The sequence below is a fragment of the Rhizobacter sp. SG703 genome, assembly GCF_012275445.1.
Taxonomy (GTDB): domain Bacteria; phylum Pseudomonadota; class Gammaproteobacteria; order Burkholderiales; family Burkholderiaceae_C; genus Rhizobacter.
In genome coordinates this window covers 365,024-376,206 of sequence record NZ_JAAZQK010000008.1, presented here as the reverse complement: position 1 = coordinate 376,206, position 11,183 = coordinate 365,024, and the positions used below count along the sequence as shown (strand labels likewise).

The 11,183-nt window shown below is 68.5% G+C and carries 13 protein-coding genes; 4 read left to right on the top strand and 9 right to left on the bottom strand.

The genetic code is table 11. The features are described 5' to 3' along the window. Positions 1-218 precede the first annotated feature (218 nt). Positions 219-2,003, bottom strand: coding sequence for a phosphoenolpyruvate--protein phosphotransferase (gene ptsP, locus FHT26_RS19395; RefSeq protein ID WP_168561732.1), 1,785 nt, complete (start codon positions 2,001-2,003; stop codon positions 219-221). 129 nt (positions 2,004-2,132) lie between these two features. On the opposite strand from ptsP, the gene FHT26_RS19390 reads away from it, so the two are divergent. Beyond that, positions 2,133-2,978 carry a GNAT family N-acetyltransferase gene (locus tag FHT26_RS19390; protein ID WP_168561731.1) on the top strand — a complete coding sequence of 282 codons (846 nt, stop codon included), beginning with the start codon at positions 2,133-2,135 and terminating at the stop codon, positions 2,976-2,978. A gap of 39 nt (positions 2,979-3,017) precedes the next feature. Here FHT26_RS19390 and FHT26_RS19385 read toward each other — a convergent pair whose 3' ends face one another. The 3 genes from FHT26_RS19385 to FHT26_RS19375 all read right to left on the bottom strand — a co-directional run bounded on the left by FHT26_RS19385 (position 3,018) and on the right by FHT26_RS19375 (position 4,390). Beyond that, a complete protein-coding gene (locus tag FHT26_RS19385; RefSeq protein ID WP_168561730.1) occupies positions 3,018-3,287 on the bottom strand; it encodes an HPr family phosphocarrier protein in 270 nt (89 codons plus the stop codon). Continuing rightward, positions 3,256-3,705 carry a PTS sugar transporter subunit IIA gene (locus FHT26_RS19380; protein ID WP_056804604.1) on the bottom strand — a complete coding sequence of 150 codons (450 nt, stop codon included), beginning with the start codon at positions 3,703-3,705 and terminating at the stop codon, positions 3,256-3,258. Before FHT26_RS19380 ends, FHT26_RS19385 begins: the two co-directional genes overlap by 32 nt. Positions 3,706-3,871: 166 nt before the next feature. Further along, the gene (locus tag FHT26_RS19375) at positions 3,872-4,390 is read right to left on the bottom strand and encodes a hypothetical protein (protein WP_168561729.1); all 519 of its coding nucleotides are present in this window, start codon (positions 4,388-4,390) and stop codon (positions 3,872-3,874) included. 39 nt (positions 4,391-4,429) lie between these two features. Here FHT26_RS19375 and FHT26_RS19370 point away from each other — a divergent pair, with 39 nt between their 5' ends. Both FHT26_RS19370 and FHT26_RS19365 read left to right on the top strand, forming a co-directional pair. Next, positions 4,430-5,680, top strand: coding sequence for a CaiB/BaiF CoA transferase family protein (locus FHT26_RS19370; protein ID WP_168561728.1), 1,251 nt, complete (start codon positions 4,430-4,432; stop codon positions 5,678-5,680). A 134-nt stretch (positions 5,681-5,814) separates the two neighbouring features. Further along, positions 5,815-6,960 (top strand): hypothetical protein, encoded by a 1,146-nt coding sequence (locus FHT26_RS19365; protein ID WP_168561727.1) that lies wholly within the window; start codon positions 5,815-5,817, stop codon positions 6,958-6,960. Here FHT26_RS19365 and FHT26_RS19360 read toward each other — a convergent pair. Then, the gene (locus FHT26_RS19360; RefSeq protein ID WP_168561726.1) at positions 6,953-7,654 is read right to left on the bottom strand and encodes a DUF4197 domain-containing protein; all 702 of its coding nucleotides are present in this window, start codon (positions 7,652-7,654) and stop codon (positions 6,953-6,955) included. The genes FHT26_RS19365 and FHT26_RS19360 overlap by 8 nt on opposite strands. 12 nt (positions 7,655-7,666) lie before the next feature. On the opposite strand from FHT26_RS19360, the gene FHT26_RS19355 reads away from it, so the two are divergent. Further along, complete coding sequence (locus tag FHT26_RS19355) at positions 7,667-8,185, top strand: TlpA family protein disulfide reductase (protein ID WP_210427474.1); 519 nt, start codon at positions 7,667-7,669, stop codon at positions 8,183-8,185. Positions 8,186-8,268: 83 nt separating this feature from the next. Here FHT26_RS19355 and lipA read toward each other — a convergent pair whose 3' ends face one another. From lipA to FHT26_RS19335, 4 genes are read right to left on the bottom strand one after another with little or no spacing between them, the layout of a single operon-like run. Then, positions 8,269-9,261, bottom strand: a complete 993-nt coding sequence (gene lipA / locus FHT26_RS19350) for a lipoyl synthase (RefSeq protein ID WP_168561725.1) — start codon at positions 9,259-9,261, stop codon at positions 8,269-8,271. A 44-nt stretch (positions 9,262-9,305) separates the two neighbouring features. Next, positions 9,306-9,971, bottom strand: a complete 666-nt coding sequence (gene lipB, locus FHT26_RS19345) for a lipoyl(octanoyl) transferase LipB (RefSeq protein ID WP_349238180.1) — start codon at positions 9,969-9,971, stop codon at positions 9,306-9,308. A 15-nt stretch (positions 9,972-9,986) separates the two neighbouring features. Further along, a complete protein-coding gene (locus FHT26_RS19340) occupies positions 9,987-10,262 on the bottom strand; it encodes a YbeD family protein (RefSeq protein ID WP_168561724.1) in 276 nt (91 codons plus the stop codon). A 43-nt stretch (positions 10,263-10,305) separates the two neighbouring features. Next, positions 10,306-11,181 carry a D-amino acid aminotransferase gene (locus FHT26_RS19335; RefSeq protein WP_168561723.1) on the bottom strand — a complete coding sequence of 292 codons (876 nt, stop codon included), beginning with the start codon at positions 11,179-11,181 and terminating at the stop codon, positions 10,306-10,308. Positions 11,182-11,183: the final 2 nt, after the last annotated feature.

The following is an 11,183-nucleotide window of genomic DNA, read 5'->3' as shown; positions in this document are numbered from 1 at the left end:
CGCCGTCTTGCTTTGCTGTTCGATCTGTCTCGTTCAGCGCAGCCTTAGACTGTAGCACCTTTTTGCTCGACTTCAACAACTTGTTTTGATTTTTTCCGCTCGCCGCTTTCGCCGCCCGCCGAAACCAATCTGTTGCCTTGGTCGCTTCGTTGATCTGTGATCAGCGAAGACCACGACTATAGCATCGATTTTTCAGGCTTCGCGAGACTGTCACGAAATTACTGATGAAGTCCCACGGCCTGCAAGCTTGCTTGTGCCCTGCGGCAAACCGACGCCGGGTCCTCGCTCTGGAGAATGTTCGGCAGCAGCGGCGCCAAGCGCCGCGTGTCTGCCCGCAAGACCCGCTGCTTGATCGACGCGATCTGCGACGGGTGCATTGAGAAGTTGCGCAGCCCCATCGCCAGCAGAAGGTCGGTGAACTCGGGATCCCCCGCCATCTCCCCGCAGACGCTCACGCCCTTGCCGGCCGCACGCGCGTACGCGATCGTCTGCGCGATCAATCCGAGCACCGCCGGGTGCCACGGGTCGTAGAGGTGCGACACCGCTTCATCGGCGCGGTCGATCGCCAGCGTGTACTGGATGAGGTCGTTGGTGCCGATCGACACGAAGTCGAAGTGCTTCAGCAGCAAGGGCAATGCGAGCGCGGCCGCCGGCACTTCGATCATCGCGCCGACCTGCACCTCGCCACACGGCCGCCCGGAATCGGCGAGTTGCTGCCGAGCCCGGTCCAACGCCTCCAGGAACATCCGCACTTCGCTCAGGTGCGCCACCATCGGCACCAGGATCCGCACCGGTCCGACCGCCGCCGCCCGCAGGATCGCGCGCAACTGCTGCCGGAACATGCCCGGCTCCGACAGACTCCAGCGGATCGCCCGCAGGCCGAGCGCCGGGTTCAGCGCGTGCTCATGCCGGAGTTCGTTGACCGACATGCGATCGAGCTGCTTGTCGGCGCCGATGTCGACTGTGCGGATCGTCACCGGCAGCCCCCGCATCGCCTCGATCGCCGCCCGGTACGCCTCGTACTGCTCGTCCTCCCCCGGCAGCTCGCTGCCGCGGTTCATGAACAGGAATTCGCTGCGGAACAGGCCCACGCCGACCGCGCCCGCCTCCAGCGCACCGATGGCGTCCACCGGCAGCTCGATGTTCGCCTGCAGCTCCACGCGCTCGCCGTCCATCGTCACGGCCGGCGTGTGCCGCAGCCGCGCCAGGCGGTCGCGCTCGAGCCCGCTCTGGCGCTGCCGGAAGCGGTATTCCTCCAGCACGATCGGCGACGGGTTGACGATCACCGCTCCGCAGTCGCCGTCGATCACCACCCAGTCGTCCTGGCGGATGATGTGGCTGGCCTCGCGCGCGCCGACCACTGCCGGGATGTCCATGCTGCGCGCGACGATCGCGGTGTGCGAGGTCTTGCCGCCGACGTCGGTGATGAAGCCGGTGAAGATGCTGCGCTTGAACTGCAGCATGTCGGCCGGCGCGATGTCGTTCGCCACCAGCACCAGCGGGTCCTCGCCGCCGAAGTCCCGCGGGCTGACGCCCGGCGCCGGCGCCGAATCCGACAGCGGCCCGCGAGCCATCGCCCGCAGCAGGCGCTCGACCACCTGCTCCAGGTCGGCCTTGCGCTCCCGCAGGTAATCGTCTTCCATCTCGTCGAACTGGCGCGCCAGCACCTCCAGCTGCGCCGAGAGCGCCCACTCGCCGTTGTAGTGGCGCTCCTGGATCCAGGTCTTGGTAGCGCCGGTCAGCGAGTCGTCATGCAGCAGCATCAGGTGCACGTCGAGCAGCGCCGACAGCTCGCCCGGCGCATCGGCGGGCAGATCGCGCTGTAGCGTCGTCAATTCTTCGGCAACCGCGTCGCGCGCGGTGCGCAGCCGCTCGATCTCCGAGTCGACCTGCGAGGCCTCGATGAAGTAGTGCGCGACGTCGACCCGGCTCGACGCGACCATCACCGCGCGGCCGATCGCGACACCCCGTGACACCGGCAATCCGAAGACCTGGAAGCTCATCGGACGATCGTAGCAGCGGGCGCTGCTGTTGAACGTGGGGAAACACGCAATGTCATCGGCGCGTCATCCCGGTTTCATGGACGCGTCACCGTGCGGACCGACCATCTCGGCAGTTCACAGGAGAACGCCATGAGGGACCTGCCCCTGCCGACGATGCCTCTGTCCGATTTGCGTGGTGACACGTCCCGGAGGTCACTTCACGAAAGCTCACCCACTCCACAAGCGCGCCGGATCGATGCTGCTCAGCTGGAAATTGTTTGGGCACGCGATGAAGACGAAGTTCGCCAGGCGCAGCGCCTGAGGCACTTGGTTTTCGCGGAAGAGATGGGCGCGCGCCTGAGCGTGCCGCACGGCTCGCCGGCCGGCCACGACATCGACATGTTCGACCCGTTCTGCGAGCACCTGCTGGTCCGCGCCCCCGGCGAGCGCGGCGACCCCGGCCCGGTGATTGGCACCTACCGCGTGCTGACGCCGGATTCGGCACGCCGCATCGGCGGCCTGTACAGCGAGACCGAGTTCGACCTGACCCGGCTGCGCCCGCTGCGCTCGACGATGGTGGAACTGGGCCGTTCCTGCGTGCACCCGGCCTGGCGTTCGGGCGGCGCGATCCTGGCGCTGTGGGGCGCGCTGGCCGAATTCATGGTGCGCAACAAGCTGGACACGATGGTCGGCTGCGCAAGCGTCAGCATGCGCGACGGCGGCCACTTCGCCGCCAGCCTGTGGGAGCAGCTGCGCCACACGCACCTGGCGCCGATCGAGCTGCAGGTGCAGCCACGGCTCGCGCTGCCGGTCGACGAGTTGCAGCACGATTTGGTCGTCGAGGCGCCCGCGCTGATCAAGGGCTACCTGCGCTGCGGCGCCAGGGTGCTGGGCCCGCCGGCCTGGGATCCCGACTTCAACACCGCCGACCTGCCGATGCTGATGCGCATCGCCGACCTGCCGCTGCGCTACCGCAAGCACTTCCTGGGGCAGTGAGCGGCGCCCGGGGCCACGGCCCCGGAGCGCGCGCCGGCGTCACTCGCCTTCGCCGAACTTGTCGTTGATCAGTGCGACGAGGGCCTGCATCGCAGCCTCTTCGTCGGCGCCGACGGTTTCGAGTTCGACCTCGGTGCCGATCCCGGCGGCCAGCATCATGACGCCCATGATGCTCTTGGCATTGACCTGGCGGCCGTTGCGGCTCATCAGGATCTCGCACTGGAAACTGCCTGCAAGCTTGCTGAGCTTGGCCGAGGCACGGGCGTGCAGGCCGAGCTTATTGCTGATGGTGATGCTGGTTTTGGTCATTTCCGCCTGGTTTGAAGGCCTGGTTCTGCGGGCGCGCGGAGGCCACTTGCATCACGCCCTGCGTGGCGCCAGCCATCGCACGGGCCGCCATCGCGTCGAGGGATTCGTCGGCATAGCAAAGAGAGCGCCACAGCATCGGCACGTTGACGCCGGCGATGACCTTCACGTGCAGGCCGTCGGCGAGGCGTTGCGCCACGTTGCAGGGGGTGGCGCCGAACACGTCGGCAAAAATCAGCGCATCGGGGTTGCTCACGCGACCCAGCATCTCGCGCGCCTGGCGCTCGACCTCCTCGACCGGCGTGCCGGGCAGCACGTCGAGCGCCTCGACCGACCGCGCACAGTCCGGGAAGGTGTGCTGGGCCACCGCTTTCAGCGATGACGCCAGCGGCGCGTGGGCAATGATGAGAAGACCGGGCATGGTTTTCGATTATCGGCAGTTCGAGCCGCCGACTTGGTGGCCGAGGCCAACGCTGTGGCATCGACTCGCCACAAAAACCACAGATGTGCACCAAACCGGCATCTGTCTACAACGCTGGCGGGCCGCCACGCGCTGACACGCCGGCGTCATGCGGCGCTGGACGAGGTCATCCGCCCAGCTTCAAACCGTCGAAAAAGGTGTCGACCGCCGACGCATCCACACGCGCACCGAGCACGGTCGCCTGGTAGACCACGGTGCCCTTGACGAAGAACAGCAGCTCCTCGCGCACGGCCGTGCCGTCCGGGAAGCGCCCGTCGACACCGACCCGCTGCGCCAGCGGGTTCGGGGTCATGCCGGCCACCGCGGCCGCGGCGCCCACGACCGGCGCGCCGCCCAGGTTGCCGCCGGCCGCCGTGCGCAACGCGTCGATCGTCGCGGCGACACGCGCAGGGTCCTGCACGTCGGTGAAGCTGAGCGCGAAGGTCGCGCCGGCGGCCTGGCACGACTGCAGCGCCACCGTCGCCGGCGCACCGGCCAGCGGCACGGTCCGCTCGTCATGCGACGGTCGGCACGGGAACAGCGCGAGCACCCCACCGCCGGCAGGGCGCACTTCGCGCCAATCGAGCGACGGCGTGCAGGCCGCCAGGGCCAGGCAGGCGGCGGCGCAGAGGCGAGGGGATGGCATCGGCCGATTATCCCGGCCCGCAGCGCCACAATGGCCCGCATGAGCACCTCCTCTCCCACGCCCCTGCCGCTGTCCGGCATTCGCGTCCTCGACCTGTCGCGGGTGCTGGCCGGCCCCTGGTGCACCCAGACGCTGGCCGACCTGGGCGCCGACGTGATCAAGGTCGAGCGCCCGCTGCGCAACGGCAGCGGCGGCGACGACACCCGCGGCTGGGGCCCGCCGTTCCTGACGGGACGCGACGGCGAGGACACCGCCGAGGCCGCCTACTACCTCGGCGCCAACCGCAACAAGCGCTCGATCACGGTCGACATCGCGCAACCGGAAGGCCAGGCGCTGATCCGCCGGCTGGCGGCGCAGTGCGACGTGTTCATCGAGAACTTCAAGGTCGGCGACATGGCCCGCTACGGGCTGGACGCCGCCACGCTGCGAGCGCTGTACCCGCGGCTCGTCTACTGCTCGGTCACCGGCTTCGGCCAGACCGGCCCGTATGCCGACCGCGCCGGCTACGACTACGCGATCCAGGGCATCGGCGGCCTGATGAGCGTGACCGGCGAACGCGACGACCTGCCCGGCGGCGGCCCGCAGAAGGTCGGCGTCGCGGTGGCCGACCTGTTCACCGGCATGTACGCGAGCGTCGCGATCCTGGCCGCACTGCGCCACCGCGACGCCACCGGCCAGGGCCAGGCGGTCGACATGGCGCTGCTCGACACGCAGGTCGCGATGCTCGCGAACCTCGGCGCCAACTTCCTCGCCACCGGCGTCGCGCCGGCCCGCGCCGGCAACGCGCACCAGAACATCGTCCCGTACCAGGTGTTCGAAACCTCGGACGGCCACATGATCCTCGCGGTCGGCAACGACGGCCAGTTCGCCAGGTTCTGCGAGGTGGCCGGCCGCCCGGAACTGGCCGCCGATCCGCGCTTCGCCCGCAATGCCGACCGCGTGCGCCACCGTGCCGTGCTGGTGCCGCTGCTGGCGGAACTGATCGCGGCCCGTCCGAAGCAGCGCTGGCTGTCGGCCCTCGAGGCCGCGAAGGTGCCGTGCGGCGCGATCAACGACCTGGCCGAGGTGTTCGCCGATCCGCAGGTGCAGTCCCGCGGCATGACCGTGCCGATGCCGCACCCGCTGGCCGACACGCTGCGCGTCGTCGCAAGCCCGATGAAGCTGTCCGATACGCCGGTGCAGTACCGCCGCGCTCCGCCGCTGCTGGGCGAGCACACCGACGAGGTGCTGGCCGAGTTCGGCTGGTCCGATGCCGAGCGTGCGGAGCTGCGTCGTCAGAAGGCCATTTAACTGACGCCGCGACACCCCCGACCTCGGGGGATTTGCGCGATCGGGGGGTGACCACGCCCATCTGTGTGAACGACACTTGCAACCAAGGGTGACAAACCCGCACAAGCCGTTCTTTCACGGACAGGGACGCCAACATGGACATGACCGAACTCGACCGCGCAGTCGCACCCGCTCACCACGATGCCGGCCACGAGCCGGAAGAGCGGGACCACTGGCGGGATGTCGTCAGCGAGCTCAGCGCCGAAATGGCGACCCCGCTGACCAGCGCGTTGGAGCGCGTCATGACCCTCGCCGGCACCGGCCGCATCGACCGCGTCAGCCTGCGCTGCCTGGCTGAAGAGCTGCAGCGGGCCCGCGCGATCAGCATCGCCGGCCAGCAACTCGGCCGCCTGGCCTCCGGCCGGCTGCGCCAGACGCACGAACGCCTGCCGCTGACGCAGACGCTGAAGGACGTGCTGACGCAGCGCGCGGCCGAAACCCAGGCGCGCGGCATCCACATCAAGCAGATCCTGAAGCCGGCCGACGTGATCGTCGATGCCTCGCTGCTGTTCAGCCTGTTCAACTCGCTGCTCGACTGGTCGCTGCGCCATGCGCAGTCGACCATCGAGTACCGCATCGACATCAAGACCTGGCCGACGCATGCGCGCCTGGTCAGCAGGTTCGCCTACCAGCCCGAAGACCAGGCCGACCTGCCGCCGGCCACGGTGGAAGACGGCTCGCCGCTGGATTCGATCGACTGGCGCCTGCTCGAGCAGACCGCGTGGACGATGGGCCTGCCGATCGAACGCAAGATCGAAGGCAGCCACGTGACGCTGTCGATCGAATTCCCGCGCACCGTCAGCGAGCAGCTCGAAGGCCTCAGCATCCTCGAACTCGACCGCGGCTTCGCACCGTCGTCCCGCACCAAGCCGCTGGCCGGCAGCCACGTGCTGGTGGTTGCGTCGCGGCGCGACGTGCGCGTGCAGGTGCGCGACGCAGTGCGCAACATGGGCCTGCTGGTCGACTTCGTGACCTCGATCGAGGAAGCCCGCGACTTCTGCCGCAGCGGCCTGCCGCATGCGATCGTCGTCGAGGCGGTGCTGCGCGGCGACCGCTTCAACGAGCTGCGCAGCGAGGTCGATTCGGCTGGCTCCGAGGTGGTGTTCATCGAGATCATCGAAGAAGGCAACGCCTTCGAGATCTCGGGCTTCGGCGGGCTGAACATGGCGCGCGTCGGGCGCGACGCGATCCTGACCTCGCTGCCGTCGGCGCTGATGTTCGAGCTGTCGAAGACTACTTGAGGCTGCCGAACACCTTCTTCAGGATCGCGCTCCCGGTCGCGACCGGGTTCTCGCGGATCTTGTGCTCTTCTTCGCCGATCATCACGAACAGCCCGTCGAGCGCCTTCTCCGTCACGTAGCTGTGGATGTTGGCGTCCTGCGGCTTCAGCAGCCCGAAGCTCGCCGCCTTGCCGGCCACCGCGTTGTACTTGTCGACCAGCGACACCTTCTCGGTCGCGCGCTTGACGATCGGCAGGAAGCGCACGCCCAGCGGCTCGCGGGTCTTGTCCGAGAAAAACTGCGTCACCGAGCCGTCGCCGCCGGTCAGGATGCCCTTCGCATCGTCGACGCTCATGCTCTTGACGGCGCCGACCAGCAGCGTCTTCGCTTCCGGCACCGCGGCCTCGGCGGCGCGGTTCAACGAGGTCTCGAGCTCGTCGACGCGGCGTTGCTGGCCGGTCGCCCTCAGGAAGCGCGCGGCATCGTTCAGGAAGCCGGGCAACGGGATGTGCACCTTCGGGTTCGCGAGGAAACCGTCGGGCCGGCCGAGCAGGCTGACCGCCGACACCGCGCCTCGCTCCAGCGCCGCCCGGATGCCCGAAGCGGCATCGCCTTCGCTCAGGCTGAAGGCCCAGGCCGAGCCGTTCCAAGTCCACAGACCCAACCCCAGGCCCAGGCCCGCGAACGCCCCTGACGTAAACTTTCTCCGTTGCATCGATCGCATCCCATGAAATTGACCCGCCATCTTGCCGTTGCGTCGACTGTTCTGGCAATCGCAGCAGCGGCCTGTGGGGCTTATGCCGTGCTGTCGGGCGACGACCGGCCGCAGATGGCGCCCGACGCCGCGTTCACCCGCCTCGACGGCAGCCGCGGCAGTGTCGCGCAGTTGAAGGGGCAGGTCGTGCTGGTCAACTTCTGGGCCACCACCTGCTCGACCTGCGTGCACGAGATGCCGCAGGTGATCGACACCCACAACCGGTTCAAGGCGCGCGGCTTCGAGACGCTGGCGGTGGCGATGAGCTACGACCCGCCGGCCTCGGTGATCCACTTCGCCGAATCGCGGCGCCTGCCGTTCACCGTCGTGATCGACAACACCGGCGCGGTGGCCGACCGCTTCGGCCCGATCGACGGCACGCCGACCACGGTGCTGATCAACAAGCGCGGCGAGATCGTCAAGCGCTATGTCGGCCAGCCGGACTTCGCGGCGCTGCACGCGCTGGTCGAAAAACTGCTGGCCGAAGCCTAGCGGGCAGAGCGCCGGGTCGCCCCAAGCCGGCGCGCATCCCCCTGGGGGATCGGTCGACGTACCCGTCGACCGAGGGGCAGTCACTACACGGCGTTCGCGACGCCGGCCTGGTGCGCCTGCTGGTCGGCGTGGTAGCTCGAACGCACCATTGCGCCGACCGCGGCGTGCGTGAAGCCCATCTTCAGCGCCTCGTCCTCGAACATCTTGAAGGTGTCCGGGTGCACGTAGCGCCGCACCGGCAGGTGGTGGCCGCTCGGCGCGAGGTACTGGCCGATCGTCAGCATGTCGATGCCGTGCGCGCGCATGTCGCGCATCACCTGCAGGATCTCTTCGTCGGTCTCGCCCAGGCCGACCATCAGCCCGCTCTTGGTCGGCACGTGCGGCGCGAATTCCTTGAAGCGCTTCAGCAGGTTCAGCGAATACGCATAGTCCGAGCCCGGGCGCGCTTCCTTGTACAGGCGCGGCGCAGTCTCGAGGTTGTGGTTCATCACGTCCGGCGGCGCCGCCTTCAGGATCTCCAGCGCGCGGTCCATGCGGCCGCGGAAGTCGGGCGTCAGGATCTCGATGCGGGTGTCGGGCGACAATTCGCGGGTGCGCTGGATGCATTCGACGAAATGGGCCGCGCCGCCGTCGCGCAGGTCGTCGCGGTCGACGCTGGTGATCACGACGTACTTCAGGCGCAGCGCCGCGATCGTCTTCGCGAGGTTCAGCGGCTCGTCCGCATCCAGCGGATCCGGCCGGCCGTGGCCGACGTCGCAGAACGGGCAGCGCCGGGTGCACTTGTCGCCCATGATCATGAAGGTGGCCGTGCCCTTGCCGAAGCATTCGCCGATGTTCGGGCACGAGGCCTCTTCGCAGACCGTGTGCAGCTTGTGCTCGCGCAGGATCTGCTTGATCTCGTAGAAGCGGGTGGTCGGCGAGCCGGCCTTCACGCGGATCCAGTCCGGCTTCTTCAGCGTCTCGGCGGCAACGATCTTGATCGGGATGCGGGCCGTCTTGGCCTGCGCCTTCTGCTTGGCGCTCGCGTCGTAGTGGGCCGCGTCCTGGGCCTGGTGGATGACGTTCTCGGTCGACATCGGGGGTACTTTCTTGGGGCGGCCGACGGGTCAGCTCAGGGGTGTCAGCTCAGGTGCGACGCGAGCCGGTCGCCCAGCCGCTGCGCCGCGGTGGTCCAGTCGGTGCGGACGCCCAGTGTAGCCAAGTCGACCGTTTGCAGCCCGGCGTAGCCGCAGGGGTTGATGCCGCTGAAGGGGCTCAGGTCCATCGCCACGTTCAGCGCGACGCCGTGGTACGTGCAGTGCCGGCTGACCTTGATGCCCAGCGCGGCGACCTTGCCCAGGCCCTCGAATTCATCGACGCGCGGCCCGCTCAGCGCGGCATGCCCGGCCGGGTCCGACAGGTTCACGTAGATGCCCGGCGCGCCCGCGACCCGGTGGCCGGTGATGCCGAAGCCCTCCAGCGTCTTGATGACGCAGTGTTCCAGCCGGTAGACGTATTCCTTCACGTAGATGCCGAGCCGGCGCAGGTCGATCAGCGGGTAGGCCACCACCTGCCCGGGGCCGTGGTAAGTGACCTGGCCGCCACGGTTCGTCTGCACCACCGGGATGCCGTGCGGGTCCAGCACGTGCTCGGCCTTGCCGGCCAGCCCCTGCGTGTAGACCGGCGCGTGCTCGCAGAGCCAGATCTCGTCCGGCGTGTCGGCCGCGCGCTGTTCGGTGAACTCGCGCATCGCCTGCGCGGCCGCCGCGTAGTCGGTCGGACCGAGCAGCTTCAGCAGGGCGGCCACGTCACCAGGCCGCGGTCACAACACCACCTTGACCAGCGGGTGGGTCGACAGCGTGCGGTACAGCTCGTCGAGCTGCTCGCGGCTGGTGGCGGTGACGGTGACCGTCACGCCCAGGTACTTGTTGCCGCTGCTCGGGCGGATCTCGACGGTGGACGCGTCGAAATCGGGGTCGAACTGCTTCGCGATCGTCGTGATCGCATGCACGAAGCCGTCGACGTTGCTGCCCATCACCTTGATCGGGAAACGGGACGGGTAGTCGATCAGCGACTGGTCGGGCGGAATGTCTTGCATCGTGGCGTTCATGCCGTCGCAGATGGGGGGATCTGCGGAAAATTCAAATCGACTGCAATGTCTTGGCGCGCTGGTACGCCTCGTACAGCTTCGCGTAGACCGGGCCGGGCTTGCCGCGCAACGCCCCATGGCCCACGGCTTCGCCGTCGACCTGCGTCACCGCCAGCACCTCCTTGGTGGCCGAGCTCAGCATCAGCTCGTCGGCGCCCAGCACCTCGGCCTCGGAGATCGGGCGCAGGTTGTAGCCGATGCCGGCTTCCTCGCACAGCTCGCGGATCAATTCGTAGCGGATGCCTTCGAGCACGTGCTCGCTCTTCGGCGCGCCGAGCACCGCGCCTTCGTGCACCACCCAGACGTTGCTGGACGACGCTTCGGTCAGGAAGCCGTCGCGGAACATGATCGTCTCGACCGCGCCGTGGTCGGCCGAGATCTGGCGGGCCAGCACGTTGCCGAGCAGCGACACCGACTTGATGTCGCCGCGCTCCCAGCGGAAGTCGCGCGCAGTGACGCAGGTCACGCCCTGGTGGCGCTGCTCGGCGCTGGCCGGCTTCATCGGGTTGGTCATCATGAACACCGTCGGCGTCAGATCGGGCGGCATCACATGGTCGCGCACCGCGACGCCGCGCGTGACCTGGATGTACAGCAGCTGGTCGTCGGCGGCCTGCGCGTCGATCAGCCGGCGGCAGCGTTCCAGCCACTGCGCCCGGTCGAACGGGCTCGCGATGCGCACCTTGCCGAGGCTGCGGTTCAGCCGCGCGAGGTGCTCGTCGAAGCGGAACAGGCGCCGGCCGTAGACCGGCACGACCTCGTAGATGCCGTCGCCGAAGACGAATCCACGGTCCAGCACCGACACCTTGGCGTCGCGCAGCGGGCCGTACTCGCCGTTGAGGTAGCACAGGGTGTCAGGAATCGCTTGCATGC